We start from the raw sequence: 19,742 nt of genomic DNA, 5'->3' as shown, positions 1-19,742 counted from the left end.
TTTTTTGCCGATAATATCTTTTAGGAAAGAAACTGAAACCGTGCTGAATAAGAAGACCACTTTAACGGGAAGGCAAAAAGCGGCGATCTTTTTGATCGCGGTGGGGTCGGACGTTTCTTCCGAGATTTTTAAACATCTTAGAGAAGACGAGATCGAACAAATCACGTTCGAAATCGCGCGACTAGACAAGATCACTCCTGAGGACAAGGAGAAGGTCCTAGTAGAATTCAACGAGCTCATGATGGCTCAAGAATTCATCTCCAACGGAGGTATCGACTTTGCCCGAGGCTTATTGGAAAAAGCCTTAGGAAATCAGAAAGCGATCGATATCATCAACCGATTGACTTCGAGCCTTCAGGTAAGGCCTTTCGACTTTATCCGAAGAACGGACCCTCAACACTTATTAAACTTCATTCAGAACGAACACCCTCAAACCATAGCCTTAATTCTTTCGTATTTGGATCCGCAAAAGGCTTCCAACATTCTTTCAAACCTGCCGCACACGATCCAAGCGGAAGTTGCAAAGAGAATCGCTACCATGGACCGCGTTTCTCCCGACGTTCTCCGAGAGGTGGAACGGGTGTTGGAAAGAAAATTATCCACATTGGCCAGTGAGGATTACACCTCCGCGGGAGGTATAGACTCCGTGGTCGAAATTCTGAACCTCGTGGATCGGGGAACGGAGAAAACCATCATCGAGGCTCTGGAAGAGGAAGATCCGGAACTTGCAGAAGAGATCAAGAAACGGATGTTCGTATTCGAGGATATCGTGTTGCTCGACGACCGCGCGATCCAAAAAGTTTTGCGGGAAGTGGACAACTCGGATCTGGCCAAAGCGTTGAAGTCCGTCGACACGGAAGTGCAAGAGAAGATCTTCAAAAACATGTCTAAACGTGCCGCCAACCTTCTGCGTGAGGATATGGACTTTATGGGTCCGATCCGAATCAAAGACGTAGAGGACGCGCAGCAGAAAATCGTAAACATCATTCGAAAACTGGAAGAATCCGGCGATATCGTCGTCGCGCGTGCTGGCGAAGACGAATTGGTCATGTGAGGTCCGAATTTGGGCCAAAACGCTTTCCGAAATCGATTCTTTACGTTTCTCTGTCTCTTTTCCCTTGGAGCGATTTCGGCTTGCATAGGAACAAAGGATTATCCGCAGGCTGTCGACTTAGGAAGTATACGTTGGGAAGGAACGTTAATCGGCGATCATGAAAAAACGCCTCCGCCGAAAGTTAAAGGAAAAACGGATCTAACCGCAGAAAATTCTACAAAAAGCTGGATAGAGTTGCCGCGTTTTCCCCTAGCGTTCACGAAAATATTCAAGCTATCTCCTCGTTCAGGAATATACGAGGTTCATATCCGAGGATCTTTTGATATTTCTAAAGAGAATCGTCTTTTGTCCGTGCCAACCGGAATTTATCTGCCTGACATAGGAGAAAATTGGCGTATACGACTGAACGACAAACTGCTCCGCGAAGAATGGTACGATTCGCCGGATGAAGAGCTGGCAAAGCGTAGGTCGGTTAAAGGACTTACGGTTCCGATTCCGGCGGGAATTTTGAAACCAGGTAAGAATGAGATCGCGATCTTATTCAAGGGACAGGCTGCCGTCACAGAGTATGTTCCGAACGATCATTTCGGTTTTTATCACGCCAGCGGATTCAAAATCTCTTCCTTGGAGGAAATTTACGATTCCGGGACGGAATATCTGGATATATTCCTGTTCGGGATATATTTTATATTCGGTTTTTATCATGTATTATTCTTTGTAACTAGAAAACAGGATTCTTATTATCTATTTTTCGGGCTATTTTCCCTTTTGTCCTCCATATACTTTTATTCGACTTCATATCTTATATATAATAAATTCGTCAATTATCCGGGGGGACCGGATACGAGCTATTTTTATAGGTTAGAGTTCGCAAGTTTAGTGCCTATAGTTCCGGTGTTTTTACTTTTTGCCCGGGATTTCTTTTATCGAGAGGAAGGCACCTTTTGGGCGATTCGAATTTTCTGCGGAGCAAGTATTGCATTCTTTATCGCTACTTGGATTCTCCCTTTCGAGTTCCTGCTCTCTAACTTGCGCTTATACCAGTTTCTATTGATTCCGATGCTTGTGTATGTTCTGTTTTTTTCCTTCCAAGCGATACGTAGGAAAAAGCCGGATTCAGTTAAATTATTTATAGGGATCGGCGTCTGTGCTCTCTTCGGAATCTGGGACACTTTGGACGCGATCTATAAAATCGTAGGGATACATTATCCCTATTTTAAAATCGCATATTCTGTATTTATCATCGTAATCATTAGTCTTCTTGTGTCCCGCTACGTCAGCTTATATAAAGAATCGCAAATGCTGAATCTGGAAATATCCAGACAAAGGGACGCTTTCTATCGGTTTGTTCCTTCCGATTTCATTTCCATCTTGGATAAAAAAAGCCCTGTGGAAATTAAGATCGGAGATTCCAAAGAAAAGACGATGACCGTTTTTTTTGCGGATTTGAGAGGTTATACTACCGTATCGGAAAAATTGGCGCCCGAAGAGAATATCAAATATTTAAACCGGTATCTCTCGGCTTTCGAGGATCGAATCTATAAAAATGCGGGTTTCGTGGATAAATATATCGGAGACGCGATCTTAGCTTTATTTTCCGATCATAGCGAGCGTGCAGAAAAAGAGAAATTCAATTCCGCGGATAATGCACTCCAATCCGCTATCGAAATGGTACGCTTAACCGGGTCCATAGGCGGCGATATGACGGGTCCTGCAGATCTAGGAATCGGAATCAATACCGGCACTTTGATTCTAGGAACCGTAGGTAGCGATCGTCGGATCGATACGACCGTCGTCGGAGACACTGTAAATTTGTCTTCCAGGGTGCAGAATCTTACCGCATTCTATAAGACCAAAATATTGATCACGCACCATACCTTTTTAAGGTTGAATTTGCTTTCCGAAGTTCGTGCTAGGGAAATCGATACCGTGATCGTAAAAGGCAAGACGCAACCGGTGATTTTATACGAGGTGTACGAGGGTGATCCCCCGGAACTCGCAGATTGGAAGGATTCCGTAAAATCTAAACTCAACGAAGGAATCATATTGTACAAGGTCGGAGACTTCAAGTCCGCCTTTGCCATATTCAGGGAATTGTATAAGAAAAAACCTCTAGATAGTGTGGTCCGTCTTTATGCGAAACGGACCAAATTCTTTTTGAACCAAACTCCCGGCAAAGATTGGGATGGAATTTTCCGGCTACATAGAAAATAATTTTTTCCCGAAATAATTTCCCTGTAACATTCCTTGGGAACGTTCGAACGATTTCCTCTGTCAAACGAACGCAGTGCTTATCCTCAAGCGTCTTCGGCGGGAAGTTTCAATGTCTAAATTATGTTTGTTCTTTGTGGTCCTGATCGCTTCTCTTCCCGTCTCGGGGAAAGGAAGCGTTCCTAAATTCCGGATGCAGGATCAAAAGGGCAAGGTATTTACTTCCGAATCCGCAAAAGGAAAGACTTTGTTTCTTTTAGGTTGCGGATTCAAAGATGTCATTCTTTGCAGGAAGCACGGGAGAAAAATCTATTGGAAAATGCAAACCTTGTTAAAGGATGAAGATACCGTAGAATTTTTGGCATACCTCGATCTGCACGCGGCTCCAGAAACGGTTCACGATTATATTTCCGGCGAACGCGATAAGGATTACGAAAGTATTTTATTGGATACGAAAGGGGATTTATCGCAGGGTCTTAAGGATGGATCCTCTTATTTACGCGTTTATTCGAGAACGGGGACGATATTGCACGAGGAATATTTTACGAATGTGGATGATTCAGTAGTGCTGCGTTTATTCGAATTCGTTAAGGCAGATAGAATTCGGAGAAAGGCTTCATGAGGACGATTCGCGACATTCCGTTTTTATTTCTGACCTTTTTTGCTCTTTGTTGTGTTCATAAAAGCAAAACTTCCGCCGATTACTTCGAAAAATATTTTCAGTACCAGGAAGTGATTCAAAAGGATTTTAAGGAAGGTCCCGTTCGAAGGATCCTGTACGGAAATCCCGAAGCATCCGATGAAAAGGAATTTGCGGAAAAAGGGGACCTTCTTGTTCTAGGAATGCGTCTTACGAAGGAGCAGAATTTCTTTAGACCAGATCTCTCCGATTCACCTCCGGAACTCGCTCTTTCCTCTCCCTATACGGTTTATGTAGAGGCGAAAAAGCACCATTTCAGGGAAGAACCGACGTATAAAATCAGGAGAGTGACGCAAATGATTTCTCCCGAATTGAGCGTCATCGATTTATTGCCGCATTTGGAATCATTCCTTGGGCACGTGCGCAATCCTTCCGCTCCTTCTTTAGAAACGTTTTCCTCCTTACAGCATTTTTTATGCTCCAATATGGAATGCGATCTGCAAAGACGAAAGGATTCGATTCTTCTTTCCTACACTCTTTCCGAAAGAATGAAGAAGAACTTTCCTTTAGCTTACGAAAAATTCTCTAAACGCCTGGAGCAGACGGCCTTTCGATTGCAAGTGTTTCAACCGGGAGGTTTTTCGGAAGGCTGGGAAATTTATAACGAAGGAAAGACGATTCATCTGGAGATCCCGCATTCTCCGAAAGGATATTGGTCTCATCTAAATTCCTTACATTGTAGATTCTATGTTTTTCTCCGCGTTTTTGGTTTGAAGATAGATATTCGCGGGCTCGGTTACACTCTACGATTCGCGAGAAACGGAAAGACGGATACCGTCACCGGAAAATTTTCCAAGATTCCGGAGACAAAAATCGGCGGTAGGTTCCTTTCCATTTTTCCTCCGGGGTTCGTAAACATTTTCATTCCCGGAAATATGGAGCAATATTTTGAGAATTATTTCGAATTGCTCGTTAACGGTTCCGACGGTAAGGGAGGGAGCAGATTCGTTTCCTCGACTCGTAGGGCGGGACACAAGACAACGGTCACCTTGACAACGGAATCGGAAATTTTGCGCGAACGGTTTCTTCCGTTTCGGGGAAAGGACGAGGACGATTCCCCTAGCTTCGTTTCCGAATTTGAAAAAGCAGTGGTCCAAGACATCGGAGGATAGCTTTCCGTTCATACGATAGACTCTGGAAGATATTTCAATTTAGAAAGTTTCTAAAACTGCTTGACTGGTCTAGTTCGAAATGGATCCTATTAAGCGTTCGGCTTTTCACCGAATTTGAAAATTTTGAACTGTGAGCGGAGGAATCATGGAACTCGCCCTCTTTACCCAGCAGGGTCTTTACTTTTTAGTTAAGTACATCCATTTTCTAGCGGGCATTACTTGGATCGGAATGTTGTATTATTTCAATTTCGTCCAAGGGCCTTTCTTCAACGAAACCGATGCGGAAACGAAAAAGAACGCAACGCAAAAATTGGTTCCCCGAGCCCTTTGGTGGTTCCGTTGGGGCGCTATGTTTACCTTCCTTTCTGGAATCGCGATGATCGCTCTCGCTCTGAGTACCGGAATCCCGCATAACTCTCAATGGGTTGTGGTGATTCTTGTAGGTGCAATTTTCGGTACGATTATGTGGGCCAACGTTTGGTTCGTGATCTGGCCGAATCAAAAAGTTGTGATCGCTAAAGCGAAAGGCGAAACCACCGTTGATCCGGCGCCGAACGCGAACCGCGCTTTTGTGGCTTCCAGAACGAACACACTCTTGTCCATCCCGATGCTTTTTGCAATGGGGGCGGCTCGCAACCTTCCCATAGCCTACAGCCCGAATAAATTGGGTATGTTTTTGGGATTGATCGGATTGATCGCCTTGATCGTAGAAGTGAACGCTTTAGTTGCCGACCAAAACGGACCGAGCGTAAAACCGATAAAATCCGTTAAGGCCGTGATTACTAGTGGATCCGTTTTCGCTCTGGTAACGTATCTTTTAATGGAAGTTTTGTTAACCGCATAAGGACGGCTGAAATGAATCGTTCCCGAAACGTCGGGTTCGGTAAAAATGGGGGCGGTTTCGACCGCCTCTATTTTTTGGCCGGAACCGTTCTCATTCTATCTTTGCTCTTCGTTGCTTGCAAGGGAGAAGAAAATCTCACTCCCGAACAAAAGCTAGAGGCGAAAGGAAAAGGAATCTACGTAGCGAATTGCACCGCTTGCCACAATCAAAATCCGAAATTGGACGGTCCCATAGGTCCGTCGGTTGCGAACTCTTCCCTTGAATTGTTAAAAATTCGGGTTCGGGAAGGCGGCTATCCGGAAGGATATACGCCTAAAAGAAACAGCAAGTTGATGACCAAGTTTCCTTTCGGAGACGAGGAAATTTCCGCGTTAGAAGCGTTCTTGAAGAAATGAGGGACGCCTTCATCCGAAGGAAGTTGATATCGGAAAAATCGGAGGCTCTGCCCGAGGGGAAAGGCTCCGATTGAAATCTAAAAAGGTTTTCGTCAGTTTCTCCCGATGGAGATCCTTACATTTCTTAAGATATCGATGATTTGCTTGTGAATTTTCCCGTTGGAAGCGACCACTTCCGTTTGTCCCGAGAGGAAATGCTTTCCGTGAAAATCGGTCAGCTTTCCGCCGGCTTCCATTAGGATGACGGAACTGGCTACCGTGTCCCAGAGTTTCACGCCTTTTTCCCAGATTCCGTCCAGCACGCCTTCCGCCACCCAACAAGTATCCAGAACGAAAGACCCCGTTCTTCTCATCGATCGCCCACAACTGATGAAGGCGGTAATATCGGAGATTACCTCGTTTAGAATTTCCTTTCTGTTCGTAGGAAAACTGGAAACCAATAGGGATCTTGCTAGAGCGTCCGTATTGGAAACGTCTATTCTCAAGCCGTTTTTAAAAGCCCCTTGGCCCAGAATAGCGGAATAGCGAGCGTCGAGCTCCGGAGCGAACACGATCCCTGCCACAGGAGTTTCCCTATGTTCTAGGCCGACGGAAACCGCATAAAGTGGAATGCCTCGAACAAAATTCATGGAACCGTCTATGGGATCCAAAACCCAACGAAAGGAATTGCTTCCCTCGTGGCGATAGTAATCTTCCGATATGATCGAATCGGCGGGAAAGTTTTGCCTCAGAAACTCGATCAGGAATTTTCCCATCAATTCATCCGCTTTCGTGATACGATCTTTCTCTTCGGAATCCGAAACGATACCGAAGACACGAATTTCTTTCTGTAGTTTTCTCGCGGATTCGAGTACTAAACCGGAAATCGATTGAACGGATTTAATCCGTTTTTTGACTTCTTCCAGGGGAAAATCTATCGGAGGGGCAAGTGATTCCATTGGCATTCGACTCAGGGTAATATTAGGTCCGTTCTTCCCTCAAAATCTTCCAGGCCATATTTCCGGAAGGGGACAAAATTCGTTCCGACGTATGGGAGCGAAGCCAGGTGTAAAGGGATTCCCGAGCGGATTCTTCAAAAGTCATATTGTCCGACGTTAACAAAAGATCAACAACTTGCCGGAATGAAATAAAATCGCGAGCTATCTTTCCTAACGAACTATCCAAGAATCTGGCCGTCAATGTCAGATATTCCACCGCCAGAGGTTCGAAGATTCTCCCGAGCAGCCAATCCTTAGAAGTGATTCCGAGGGTCTCTCCTATGATTTTAATCTGCTTGGAATAATCCACTTCGTCGAAGATCTCGGAATGCGTGTGTCTTATATTATCGTGGTATTCGGCTCCGACTTGAACCATAAATTCGGACTCCCCGTATTTTCGTGGAAAGAAGTCCACTACCAAGCCGTCGTCGATTATTAGGTAGTCTAGAGGAACCACGCGGGCTAAATAATAGATCCTCTTGGTGCGAACGGACATAGTTCTGCCCTGTATAGCTTGGGCCAGAACGTCCTGTTTCTCGGCTCCACCCAAATACATCAATTGAAAGCTCACCACTAAGAGATAGGGAGGAAGGTGTTTTTCCCAGTATTTGGGTGAATTCTCGCGAAAGGTTTCCTCTTCCGGATAAAACGGTTTGACCAAAAAAAGTCGATCGCTATCTCTTTTGGGTCTCGGTTCCGGCAAGACCAGACAATCTGAAACGAGTTCGGGAAGTCTCTCTTTGATACTTCCTAGAAAGGATTTTGCCGCAGGAAAATCCACTTCGAATACGGAACAAGGGGGAAGCGCATAGTCCTGTTCGAATTCTATAAACGGCGTATGAAGATTATCCACATAAATCGAATGAGGAATATTCGATCCCTTAGGAAGGTTCGCTAACATGGAGTTCAATTCGCTTATTTCTTTTCGATTCATGATTTTCGTCGCGGTATGATACGCACTTCGAAAGGTTTGAGCCGTTTCCAGCCCGCAAAGACGCTTTTTCTAGAATGATTCAGATAGATTTCGTAATTCTTCTCTTTTCCGCTTCGGAAGATTTTTTCCACATTCGGTCCGTAAAAGGAAAAGCCGACTCCGGCATTTCGCAAAATCCTCCTGTATAAAAGCATAAACGAAATCGGATGAAGGCTTGCTCCGACATACACTACGGATCCCTTTCCGAAGCGATTATGCGTGATTACAGGCTTCCCTTTATAGAACTTTTTGTTGTCCGTATACGTTGCCCAGACTTCGGCAGTTTCAGGTTCCAGAATTTCGCAGATTTTGGAACAGGTTCCCGGTAATACCCTGAATCTGAATTTTACCGGTTCCTCTCCTACCGCTTCGAATTTGCGGACGCTAATTCCGGCCATTTTGCGGAACGGGCCGGGTATAGGAGAATCCAACATCCAACCGTTTTTGTCCTTCGCTCCCGATCGATAACCGAGCACGAGTGTGCCTCCCGCGCTTACGTATTCTTCCAGTTTTTTTACCACAGCTTCTTCTATCATAGAATACAAAGGAAGAACCAAAACCTTGTATTTAAAAAAGTCCGTCTCTCCGGCGGGAAGAAAATGGGTATTCACGTTTAAAATGTCCAGGCCCGCAAACCAAGTCGCCATTTCCAAATCGTATCCGACCTGCGCGAAAGGAACCGGAGAGAATTTTAATCCGGAGGATACGGGTTGGTGCTTAAAATTTCTCGCATTGTCGATATCATGCAAGACGGCAACTTCCGCGGGAAACGGTTCCGATGCAAAATCCTGGGCGTAAGGAAGAATCTCAGCGATCCCTTTTTGCAATTCGAAGTATCTTTCCGTTAATACCTTATCATGGTCCAAAATTCCGTAACAGAGCTGTTCCTGTCCGTATCTCGCCGTCCTGTAACGGAAAAAAAGAATCTGATCCGCTCCTTGCGCAATTGCTTGTTTCATCCAAAGCTGGGTTTGTCCAGGTGCGGGAAGATAACCTAAAACTTCATGACCTTGGAATCCGGAGATCTGCTCCATCACGGTAAAGGATCGATTCTTAAGTCCTCGATTGTACTGGTGCATGACCGAAACGAACGGGTGAGGAAACGGTTCCTGCTGCTCTCCCCATGTAGGATAATTGTCCCAAGACACATAATCCAAGTTTCGGAATAACTCGGCCATATCAATCACCGGAAGAAACGGACTCGGATATAGATTTGTGGTTAGCGTTCTTCCGGGGGAGAGTTTTCTGAGGATTTGCGCCTGCATGCGGACGAAGTCCACAACGGTATCCGACTGGAATCGGTAAAAATCCTGGATCATGGACGGATTGAAATTCGCAGAAACGTGAGGTCCTGGAATCGGAATCTGGTTCCAGTCGTCGAAAACGATCCCCCAAAAAACGCTTCCCCAAGTTTCGTTCAGAACTTTGAGAGTTTTGTACTTCTTTTTTAGCCAACTGCGGAACGCGATCAGGGATGTCGGAGAATGGTCTATATCCGAACCTTCGTGTCCTATTTCATTATCGATTTGCCATGAGATTAGCGCCGGGTGTCTTCCTAAGGCTTTAGCCATTTCGGTTACCAATCGTTCTGCAGCTTTCTTAAACTTGGGGGAAGAAAAACAAGCCTGTCTTCTGGTTCCGATTATCCTCGTGATTCCATCTCGGATTTGCATAACTTCTGGATGTTTTTGCGCTAACCAAGGAGGAAAGGTTGCAGTCGGAGTTCCCAAGATCGCCTGCATCTCGAATTTTCCGACCAGATCCAATATTTTGTCCCAAAAGGAAAAATCGAATAACCCTTCCTTCGGTTCGACGAGAGCCCAGGAAAATTCCGCGAGGCGTACGACCGAAAGACCCATATCTTTCATGATCCGGAGGTCTTCTTTCCAATCGTTTGGAGTCCATTGTTCCGGGTAATAATCAGCTCCGAATTTCATGATTGCCGTTTTAAAATAAGTAGGACGATGTTCGTGGAAAGCCGTTAGCCTTTCCAGAAAGAAAACTGAGAATCGGGAGTTTAACCGGGAAAAAATACTGTCTTTTCGATGCGATTCGTAGAGAATAGAATGGTGCAAGTTCGATTAGGACAATTTTAAGCCCTTCATGGAAAATCGAGACTCTTATGTTTACGGTATTCTCCCCGACGTACATTTTCGCTATTCCGCCGCGGAAATTTCCTACGCAGTAACGGCGGCATCCCACCTGCATGGGATAGACGATACAGGCACGGAGCTTTTAGGAAGAACCATGCTTGCGGCTTTCTTTCTTGCGGACTTGGTAAAAGAAGAAACGAAGGTCAGCGTACAGATTCGATTCTACGACGATTCCGAAATTCACTCCGTATTGGCCTACAGTACACGTGATGGAAGAATGAAATCGACTCTGAGATATAGACCGGAGGAAGACGTAGAGCAGGATCAAATCTCGGAAGAAAATCTCGGAATTTTGAAAGTATTCCGTTGGAGAGGCGGTGAATGCATTTACCAATCCATCGTGCCTTTCCGGAACGTAAGTTTCGAGACGAATATAGAGAATTATCTTAGGGATTCCGAACAGGTTCCTTCCTTTCTAGTCATTTTTTTCAGGCAAGACGGTTTGCATTGGAACGTCCGCGGATTATTCCTCCAGGCTCTGCCTGAAGCGAAACCGGGACATGTGGAAGCTGTTCGAGAATGGGCGGAGACTATCGAGGCGAATAAGACCGATTTTCTGGCGGAAAATATTCAGGAATGCTTGGATCGATTGGGAAAATTGGGGAGCACGATCGTTCATACGTTGGAAGAGGGACAACCCGAATTTAAATGCGATTGTTCCGAACAGAAAATCAAGGAACTGATCCAGACTTTGGGAAAAGAAGAGGCGATGGATATCGCCGAGGAACAAGGGCAGATCGAAGTAACTTGCGAATTCTGCAATTCCGTTTACCGTTTTCCTAAGGAGCAAGTCCTAGAACTTTTTTAAAGGAGACGATGCGTAAAAGTTATATCGATATCGGACTCGACGATCTGCAAATTCCCGCCAGCGATTTAGCCGAGTCTGCGGCTTTGGCCTGGAGACGGGGGAAACATCCAATCGTTCTACTATCCGGGAATATGGGTTCGGGTAAAACTACGCTCGTGTCCCGTTTTGTACAGGAACTCTATAAAGAACTTTCCGTTTCGAAAAACGGATCGAAACTTTGGGTCAATTCCCCTACGTACACTCTCATGAACGAATATCCTATACCCGAGGTCCAAAGCGAAGCGGGAGAGAAATTATCGATTTTCCACTTCGATCTTTATCGACTCTCCGGTGAAGCAGAAACGGAGGATTTAGGTTTTGAAGAATATTGGGGCCGTCGCGGAATCTGTATTGTGGAGTGGTGGGACAGGGCCCCGAAGGCGTTTTCGAGTATGCAATGTTCCGCTTCTGTAAGCATTTATGAAAACGGAACGGAAGAGTCTAGAAATCTTAATGTGGAATGGCTCGGGTCCGATTGGACAAGTTGTGATTCCGAGTTAGCGTCGATTTTGAATCGGGCAAAGAAGGAAATCGGATGAAAAAAATCCTGTTCTTCGACGCCACCAATCGATGGATCGTCATAGAGTCCTTTTTACTCTCCGAGAACGGATCGTTGAAGAATCTCCAAAGATATTCCGGACTTCACAACAGGGAATCGGCGGAAAGGCTGGTCAAGGAAATCGGAATCTGTTTGGAGGAATCAGGATGGAACTCTCCGGATCTGATCGTCACCGCACTGGGGCCGGGGTCGTTTACCGGAATTCGAATATCGGTTTCTACTGCCAGAAATTTCGCCCAACTCTGGAAAATTCCCGTTCTCGGATTTGATAGTCTAGATGTCTATTCTGCACACTATTTTCGGGAAGAAGATTCTGCCGTAATCGTTGCAATCGAGGCTAAACAGAATAAAATATACTTCGCTTTAAGAGACCGGATCGGTTTTTTGGGAAGTTTCGACATTGCCCCGGCGGAACCTGCGGAAATTCTTCCGGAAGAAAGGCTTAGTTCTTACTTAATTGCGCGAAGATTTACGGATTGTCCCGAATTTTTTTCCGGCGAGAATATGGAAGATCGTTTGCCTTCTTCCGAATCGATTTTGACGGAAAGCGTCGTACAATTGCGGAACGCGATTCTCGATCCAAGTCGATTTTCCTTCCGGGATTTACTCCCCAACTATATCCGCGGAACATATGCGGATCATAAATTAAAGGTATTTTTAGAATGAAGAAAACAGCAAAGAAATCTATGGATAAAAAAAAGACGAAGAAGAAATCTTCGCCCGTTCCGCCTAAGAAAGATCATAAAGAAAGCGTAAAGAAATCCGCGGAAAAGCCGACGGAAAAAAAATCCCTTCGGAGAAAAACGAAAGATCTTCCCGAGTTGGAAGCGATCGACGTGCCTGAACTGACTCCGCAAGAGGAAAAAAGAATTAAAGAGGCTTTTAAAGCGCGTATCAGTGCGCATACAAAAAAGAAGTCCGAAGAAGAGAAGGAAAGAGACGCGCGAATTTCGGAGCAAAGCCGGATCGAGAGAAAAAGAATGGAGGAGAGAAACCGCGCCAGGGCAAAAAATCGCGTCGCTGCTGAAGCTCTTCCGAAACCTATGGTGGAAATTTTAGACTCTCCGAATCCCGTTCCAAAAAAGGAAAAGAAAGACGAGATAAAACACAGAACCGATAAAAAACCGGGCAAGAAAGAGACTCATATTCCCGGATACGATCATAGATCTTTTTACAAACATTCCGGCGATTGGGAGAGGGAAAAAGATCCAAGCCGAAAACTTCTCAGATTCTTTCAGGCTCGATCGGGTAAGTTACTTTCCTATCACGAACTCCTTTCACGCATGGGCGAGAAGGCTGGCAAGAAGAAGAAATTCAGAAAAGAAAGATGGGAAGTCTCGGAAACGAAGAGATCAACGGAAGACTTGCTGGAGTTTTTTGAACGCGAAGGACTGATCGAAATCCAGGGAAAAAACGTGCTCGTCCACCCGGACCAGACGTTAGAAGGAACGATTTCGCTTAGCAAAAGAGGGGACGGTTTCGTAAAACTCACGACTGGAACCGAAGTTTTTGTCCCTTCCCAATATACGGGAAATTCCATACAAGCGGATACTGTACAAATCCTCCCTTCCGGAATCGGGAGAAAAGGAAAACTAGAAGGCGAAGTCATTTCCGTTCTGCGTCGTGGGCGGGATTTTTATAGAATGAAAGTCTCTGAAAAAACCGAAAAGTTTCTGATCGGATCTTTTCTGGATATGGATGGAGAAGGAAAGGAAGGGTTTTTACCTAGAAAAAGTCTACTACAAGACCTACAGGACGAAATCAAGCTCCGAGACGTAATTGTAGTAAATCTTAAAGAGGACAGCGCTCAGGAAAGAAACCTTTACGAGGTTCATTTCATACGATTCGAATCGGATACGAAGGAAGATACGGATCTTATGAGAATGTTAATGAAATATAATTATCAGATCCTGTATCCTGAATCCACGGAGTTAGGTACTTTACCCGAAGAAGTCGAGGAAAGTGCGGTGGAAGACTGGGGAAGTCGGGTCGATCTAAGAGAACTTCGGTCCATTACGATCGACGGAGAATATTCCAAGGATTTTGACGACGCGATTTCCTTCGTGGAAGAAGGCAAAAGAATCCGTTTTTATGTTCATATCGCCGATGTGGCGAATTACGTAAAGGCCGGTTCCCCTTTGGACGAGGAAGCCTACAAACGTGCGACTTCCGTTTATATGGGAAGTCGGGTCGTTCCCATGTTACCTCCCGAATTATCCGAAAATTTGTGTAGTTTGGTGGCGAAAAAAAATCGCCTGGCCTTTACAGTGGAGATGGAGGCGGACTGGCAGGGAAATATCACCCACGCCAAATTTTACAAATCGATTATCAAGGTCGCTGAAAGATATACGTATAACCGCGCCGAAACAGAGATTCTCTCGGGAGATCCGACGAACTGGATATTCAAGATGATGAAATTCGCGAACGTTCTGCGTGGAAAGCGGATACGGGACGGAAGAGTCGATCTGAATCTGAAGGAAACGAAGGTAATCACGGATAGCGATCATAATATCGTAGAAATCTCTACCGTCGAGCGGTTGCAATCCCACATATTAATCGAAGAGTTCATGCTCTCTGCGAACATTAAGGTGGCAGAATTTATTCGCAGGAAAAAAAGACCTACCCTATACCGCGTTCACGAACCTATGGACGCGGAGAAGTTGGATAACCTGAACGCATTTTTGAACCTAAACGGAATCGAAGCACAAATGCAGGACGCTAGTTATGAATCCATCAAGAATGTGCTTTCCGTAATCAGCGGCAGTCAAGCTGAACGGCTGTTCAATATATCCCTGCTACGGAGCTTTATGCAGGCATACTACTCGGGAGAGCAGCTCGGTCATTGGGGTCTGGGATTCAAGGATTACTGCCATTTTACTTCCCCGATTCGCAGGTATCCGGACTTGGTTTGTCATAGAGTTCTACAAAGCATTCTGGTTGATTCGGAAAATCCGTACAATGAAGAAGATATACGTGTCATGAGTCTTCATACTTCCCACGAAGAAAGAAAAGCTTCGGATGCGGAAAGAGATTATTATAAACTGAAAGCTTGCAGATTTTTGGAAAAGACGGGAATCCGCGAATTCAATGCGACTTTGACGGGTTTTAAATCTTCGTTAGCCTTCGTAGATTTGGATAATCCTATGGTCGAGGCGGTATTGCCCGCGCTTGAATTTACCGATGAAGGAGAGTTGTCCTCCGAAACGGACTTTTCCTTTTATTCGAAAAAGTATTCTAAGATCTTTACTCTTGGCGAACAGCTTTCGGTAGAATTGGATCGAATCGATTTCGAAGAAATCCGTATTTATGTGAAGATGCAAAAATTTCAGAAGAAAGGATGGACAAAGAATCGAGAATAATTTAGAACATTCGTTACGATAAAATCTTCGCCTTCGGACGATAGGTTTTGGAGGTCCAAGTGGAAACTTTATTTTCGGAAGAGATTTCGCGTAGCGGTTTTCTTAAATTTTTATTTAAAAGTGCCGCGCTTTCTGCGGTACTTATTCCGGCGACTTCATCCTGTGGTGGAGAAGCCGTTCCCCCCTTGAAAGGCTTGTCTGCGACCCAGTACCGAGCCTTTCGAAGTTTGCAGGATGTGTTTCTTTCGGGAAATCCGATCGAAAATTTCGATCTGGGAGTTGCTGCCGACCAATACATTTACGGTCATCCCTATCCGATCGAAACGGAATCGACTCTTCAGATCTTGGCCTTTTTGCCGACTTCTACTTTGGTTTCCCTCGCTTTAGATTTTTCTTTTACTCCATTGGCCAGTCTTTCCAAAGAAAACCGTGAGAAAAGACTGCTCTCTTGGAAGAATTCCTCTCTCTCATTGAAGCGGGGTGCATACAATATCATGCGCCAACTTTCCTTCTTTTTGATCTCCAAAGAGAAGAGCTACCAACAACTCTTAGGATACGAAGGATAAACATATGGGCGGAATTCCAGCGGCTAACGATAAAATTCTAGTGCCGAGCAAACACGCGGATTTTCTGAAAAAAGAAGGAATCACGGACGGTGTATGGAACGTAAAAACGGATGCCGTCGTGATCGGTTCCGGTTCCGGGGGAGCCGTCGCGGCGGCGACTCTTGCCAAAGCAGGATGGAAAGTCCTACTGATTGAAGAAGGTTCCTATTTTACTCCGGCTAAATTTACGGGAGACGAATTTATCTCCCAGGCGCGTCTTTATAGGGATGCGGGATTCATCGTTTCGGAGGAACAAACCATTTCCATTCTCCAAGGAAAAACCGTAGGAGGATCGACTACGGTCAATTGGCAAACGTCTCTCTATCCTCCTCACTATGTTACCGACGAATGGCAAAAGCGATTCGGTTGGAAAGGATATGGAAGAGACGAGATGGAAGGTATTATCTCCGAAGTCCACGAAAGATTGGGCGTCCACGAAGTGCCGGGCAATTTGATTAACGCTAATAACGGCGTGCTGATGAAAGGTGGAAAGAGTCTGGGGCTGCATCCGGAAGTTCTTCGCAACAATAACCGCGGATGTATCGGGTTAGGTCGTTGCGGGTTAGGATGCCCGATCAATGCGAAGCAATCCGCTTTTTTAACCTGGATTCCCGACGCGATCGAAGCGGGAGCCGTAGTGGTTCCGAACATGAGGGCGAAGTATGTCCAGGACGGAGCGATCAAAACGGTTGTCGCGGAATTCGCACCGGACGCTTATGAAAAAGCCCCGGATGAAATCATCCGAAAGATGACGATCCAAGCTCCGGTAGTGATCGTAAGTGCCGGAGCGATCGAAGGGCCGGCTCTCTTACAGCGATCCGGAATCGGAAACGATTGGGTCGGTCGGAACTTGAAACTTCATCCTACTACTACGAATTTTGCGATCTTCGACGAGAAGATCAATATGTTCTCCGGGCCTCCGCAGTCGGCAGTGATTAAAGACGGCCATAATCAGAACAATACCGGATACGGATTTTGGTTGGAAGTCGCTCCTTTCCGTCCGACCTTGGCGAGTTCATTGGTTCCCTTTTACGGTGCGAATCAATTCGAAGTTATGAAGAAGTTTCCGCACATGAGCGCCGGGATCGTACTTGTTCGAGACGGCGCGGATGGAGAAGCGAATTCCTCGGTCCAATGGTCCTTAGGAAGAAGAAAAGTGTATTTCGAGCTGACTCCTACGGATGGAAAGAATTTATTGAAAGGGATTAAAATGCTCGCGGAAGTCCAAGCGGCCGCCGGGGCTAAATCCATCATCTTTCCGTTTCCCGATATCCAAGAGCCCGTAAAAGTCGATAAAAACAGCAAGTTTGATTGGGTGCTCGAAAAAAGCATCGAGCCAGGACGTATTGCGGTCGGATCGGCCCATCCTCACGGATCCTTGCAGGCTGCCGATTCTTCGGAAAAAGGAGCGGTGAACCTGGATTTCGAATTGTACGGGCACAAGAATATTTACGTGATAGACGCATCGGTTTTTCCTACTGGACTTTCGGTAAATCCGCAAATTACCACTATGAGCGTAAGTTTAAGGGCTTCTCGGGCGTTAGCGGCTCGAAAATCCGAGATTTTAGGAAATAATTAATTCCAGGGGAAAAAGGGAGAATTCCACTTTATTCGGAAGGCTCCCTTTCGAAACTGGATATATGCCCGGTCGGTATCGTCAAAATCTGCGACGAAGCTATGTAACAGATTTTTTAAACCTCGCAAAACTTCTTTCCGGGGTTGCGGTTTTATGCTTTTTTTTCACCTCTTCCGCACTGCTCTCGGCGGATTTAAAGGACGGAAAAAAAGCCTATTCGCGAAAAGACTACACCGAGGCGCTGAAGCAATTCCAAAAATACAACGATAACAATCCGAGTTCGGGCGAAGCCTGGATGTACATGGGTTATATTTATGAAAGCCGTAAAGATTATACGAAGTCTATACAGGCATTTAAGAAAGCGGTAACTTTGAATCTTCCCAAAAAAGATTTAGTGAACTGTTACACCAAAATCATTCTCTATTACAATTATCATCGAGAATACGGAGAAGTGATCGCTTATGCGAATCGTTTGCTAAAAATCGCGCCGGATCTGAACCATATCCAAAAAATTCGCGCGGCAGCCGAAGAGAAACATTCTGGGGCGAGTCGACCCCAAAAAATTCCGCTTCCGCAGGAAGTCGAGGAGGAACAGGAAACCGTCTCCTCCCTCGAAAAGAAGCTAAACAAGGATCCGAATAATAAAAATATAAAGTGGCAACTTTCTCTTGCGTACTATAACGAAAAGGAATTCAGAAAATCAGAAACGATTCTTGCCGAGCTTGTAAAAGACGAACCTGAAAATCTCGAATACGGTTACAAGTATGGCGCACTCTTGGTAAGGCTCGGAAAATACGACGACGCGTTGGCGACTCTTGCGAAAATCGAACCTAAGATCCCTTCCGAAAAGGAGAAATTACTTTATTTTACCCATCTAACGCAGGCGGCCGCTTTCCATAAGAAAAGGAATTTCGAAGAGGCGACCAAATATTATCGCAAAGCCTATGCAAATAAACAAACGGTTCTTCCGTTAATAGGCATCACTAAAATAAAATGGCAGGTTAAGGATTGCGAGAATGCGATTAAGACCGCCGAAAAGGCCTTGGAATTCGGGGAAAAAACAAGGGAAATCAAAATGTACGTCGCCCTCTGCAAAATACAAGGGGGTAAAAAAGAAGAAGGGTATGATACTCTAAAAGAGATCGCGTCCGCTATCGAAAAGGAAAATCCGAAGTTCCAGAATTTGCCGGAAGTGTACAACGACGGTATCTTGAAATTAGCCAGATATTATACGAATACGGGAGATTATGAAAAAGCTCTTCGGTATTTCAAATCCGTAGAGCCCGACGAAGAAGAGGAGAGAGAATACCGTTTTTATCTCGGGAAAGCCTATTACTATACGGGATCCGTGGAAAAGGCGATTACGCTTCTGGAAAAAATCGAAAATTCCGCCAATGCTTTTTATCTGTTGGCTAAATGCCAAGCGCGTCTCGGAAATATGGATGCGACGATGAGCTATATTAAAAAAGCGGCGGATTTGAATTCCTCCCTCTGGATTTCCGCCATAAAGGAAAAAGAATTCATAAAATTTAAAGAGAACGAACCTTTTCGACAGTTTTTGGAAACTCGATCGGGAACTCGAAGTCCGAAAAACGAACCCGAAAATCCTCGCTCCGAAGAATCGGAAAAAGACGATTCCGATAGATAATCAAAAGCCGTTTTTTCGGCTTTCTAAAAGTTCCTGCAATCCGACTTGACCGGGAGCTTTCGGATTCTTGAAGCAAGCGTATGTGAATTGGGACCCGATTTTTTCTGGAAAGATCCGGAACTCTTTTCCCGAATCTCCCATTAATATTCCACAATAACCGAATCGAGTTCCTTCCTCTTTGACCAATTCCGATATCTTCCGACTGATCTCGACGAATTCCCTACTCTCTTCTTCGGAATCGGGCATGACGGCAACTTTCAGAATCCGATCGAACGGAAGGTTCGTTCTACGGGATCCGATCGCTTCTTCCGCCACCGTACGAAAATAGAATTCTAACTCTTCCGAGCCTAGAATTCCGGAAAAAGAATGGATGGATCTTACGATTCCGAAGTTAGAATCTTCCGCTTCGGTAAAAATTGAGTTATCCTTATCTAGTTCCACGTCCAGATAGTGATTTCCCCCTTGCAACTTCCGGAGAAACGGGGTTACGTCTTCCTGAGTCCAGATGGACCTCGCTTTTACGCTGGAATCTTCCGGTTGTCTGTACGTCAGAATCGCTCGAGCACTTAATTTCTCGAGGATATCCAATATTTTTTCCGGCTTTCCGGATTCGTTCAGAAATAGGTCCAACCGGATTTCCATAAAGTCGGCCGGGGGAAGATTCTGTAGGGCAAAGAATTCTTCCTCATCCAAGGTAAGCACCGTATAGATTTTTTCAGCCTGGGACAT

The 19,742-nt window shown here is 45.2% G+C and carries 17 protein-coding genes; 13 read left to right on the top strand and 4 right to left on the bottom strand.

The features are described from left to right. Positions 1-40: 40 nt before the first annotated feature. The 6 genes from fliG (at position 41) to EHO60_RS05355 (ending at position 6,316) form a co-directional block, all read left to right on the top strand. Positions 41-1,054: a flagellar motor switch protein FliG gene (gene fliG, locus EHO60_RS05380; RefSeq protein ID WP_010416486.1), complete on the top strand. Its 1,014-nt coding sequence runs from the start codon at positions 41-43 to the stop codon at positions 1,052-1,054. A gap of 345 nt (positions 1,055-1,399) precedes the next feature. Then, the gene (locus EHO60_RS05375) at positions 1,400-3,268 is read left to right on the top strand and encodes an adenylate/guanylate cyclase domain-containing protein (protein ID WP_246028147.1); all 1,869 of its coding nucleotides are present in this window, start codon (positions 1,400-1,402) and stop codon (positions 3,266-3,268) included. A gap of 109 nt (positions 3,269-3,377) precedes the next feature. Then, positions 3,378-3,887 (top strand): hypothetical protein, encoded by a 510-nt coding sequence (locus tag EHO60_RS05370; RefSeq protein WP_135767131.1) that lies wholly within the window; start codon positions 3,378-3,380, stop codon positions 3,885-3,887. Beyond that, positions 3,884-5,077, top strand: coding sequence for an LIC10025 family lipoprotein (locus EHO60_RS05365; protein WP_135767130.1), 1,194 nt, complete (start codon positions 3,884-3,886; stop codon positions 5,075-5,077). The genes EHO60_RS05370 and EHO60_RS05365 overlap by 4 nt, the downstream gene beginning before the upstream one ends. A 145-nt stretch (positions 5,078-5,222) precedes the next feature. Continuing rightward, entirely contained in the window at positions 5,223-5,921 is a 699-nt protein-coding gene (locus EHO60_RS05360) for a urate hydroxylase PuuD (protein ID WP_167880156.1), read from the top strand. A gap of 11 nt (positions 5,922-5,932) precedes the next feature. Continuing rightward, on the top strand, positions 5,933-6,316 hold the full coding sequence (locus tag EHO60_RS05355; RefSeq protein WP_135767128.1) for a c-type cytochrome: 384 nt from the start codon (positions 5,933-5,935) through the stop codon (positions 6,314-6,316). A gap of 92 nt (positions 6,317-6,408) precedes the next feature. Here the strand turns inward: EHO60_RS05355 and EHO60_RS05350 are convergent, their stop codons facing one another. From EHO60_RS05350 to EHO60_RS05340, 3 genes are read right to left on the bottom strand one after another with little or no spacing between them, the layout of a single operon-like run. Next, positions 6,409-7,254: an inositol monophosphatase family protein gene (locus EHO60_RS05350; protein WP_135767127.1), complete on the bottom strand. Its 846-nt coding sequence runs from the start codon at positions 7,252-7,254 to the stop codon at positions 6,409-6,411. Between the two features lie 22 nt (positions 7,255-7,276). Then, on the bottom strand, positions 7,277-8,227 hold the full coding sequence (locus tag EHO60_RS05345; RefSeq protein WP_135767126.1) for an LIC_10030 family protein: 951 nt from the start codon (positions 8,225-8,227) through the stop codon (positions 7,277-7,279). Next, positions 8,224-10,203: a beta-galactosidase gene (locus EHO60_RS05340; RefSeq protein ID WP_135767125.1), complete on the bottom strand. Its 1,980-nt coding sequence runs from the start codon at positions 10,201-10,203 to the stop codon at positions 8,224-8,226. Before EHO60_RS05340 ends, EHO60_RS05345 begins: the two co-directional genes overlap by 4 nt. A gap of 166 nt (positions 10,204-10,369) precedes the next feature. On the opposite strand from EHO60_RS05340, the gene EHO60_RS05335 reads away from it, so the two are divergent. The 7 genes from EHO60_RS05335 (at position 10,370) to EHO60_RS05305 (ending at position 19,013) form a co-directional block, all read left to right on the top strand. After that, positions 10,370-11,227 carry an Hsp33 family molecular chaperone HslO gene (locus EHO60_RS05335; protein ID WP_135767124.1) on the top strand — a complete coding sequence of 286 codons (858 nt, stop codon included), beginning with the start codon at positions 10,370-10,372 and terminating at the stop codon, positions 11,225-11,227. An 8-nt stretch (positions 11,228-11,235) separates the two neighbouring features. Beyond that, positions 11,236-11,805, top strand: coding sequence for a tRNA (adenosine(37)-N6)-threonylcarbamoyltransferase complex ATPase subunit type 1 TsaE (tsaE, locus tag EHO60_RS05330; protein ID WP_135767123.1), 570 nt, complete (start codon positions 11,236-11,238; stop codon positions 11,803-11,805). Continuing rightward, a complete protein-coding gene (gene tsaB / locus EHO60_RS05325; RefSeq protein WP_135767122.1) occupies positions 11,802-12,491 on the top strand; it encodes a tRNA (adenosine(37)-N6)-threonylcarbamoyltransferase complex dimerization subunit type 1 TsaB in 690 nt (229 codons plus the stop codon). Before tsaE ends, tsaB begins: the two co-directional genes overlap by 4 nt. A gap of 377 nt (positions 12,492-12,868) precedes the next feature. Further along, positions 12,869-15,184, top strand: a complete 2,316-nt coding sequence (locus EHO60_RS05320; protein WP_425460282.1) for a ribonuclease R family protein — start codon at positions 12,869-12,871, stop codon at positions 15,182-15,184. A gap of 59 nt (positions 15,185-15,243) precedes the next feature. Continuing rightward, positions 15,244-15,750 (top strand): hypothetical protein, encoded by a 507-nt coding sequence (locus EHO60_RS05315; protein ID WP_135767120.1) that lies wholly within the window; start codon positions 15,244-15,246, stop codon positions 15,748-15,750. 4 nt (positions 15,751-15,754) lie between these two features. After that, positions 15,755-17,368 carry a GMC family oxidoreductase gene (locus tag EHO60_RS05310; protein WP_135767119.1) on the top strand — a complete coding sequence of 538 codons (1,614 nt, stop codon included), beginning with the start codon at positions 15,755-15,757 and terminating at the stop codon, positions 17,366-17,368. Between the two features lie 61 nt (positions 17,369-17,429). Continuing rightward, positions 17,430-19,013, top strand: coding sequence for a tetratricopeptide repeat protein (locus EHO60_RS05305; protein ID WP_135767118.1), 1,584 nt, complete (start codon positions 17,430-17,432; stop codon positions 19,011-19,013). Here EHO60_RS05305 and EHO60_RS05300 read toward each other — a convergent pair whose 3' ends face one another. Then, positions 19,014-19,742: a type I 3-dehydroquinate dehydratase gene (locus EHO60_RS05300; protein ID WP_135767117.1), complete on the bottom strand. Its 729-nt coding sequence runs from the start codon at positions 19,740-19,742 to the stop codon at positions 19,014-19,016.

It is taken from the genome of Leptospira fletcheri, from assembly GCF_004769195.1.
Classification (GTDB): domain Bacteria; phylum Spirochaetota; class Leptospiria; order Leptospirales; family Leptospiraceae; genus Leptospira_B; species Leptospira_B fletcheri.
The sequence above is the reverse complement of the archived record's forward strand: the minus strand, read 5'-3'. Positions and strand labels throughout refer to the sequence as shown.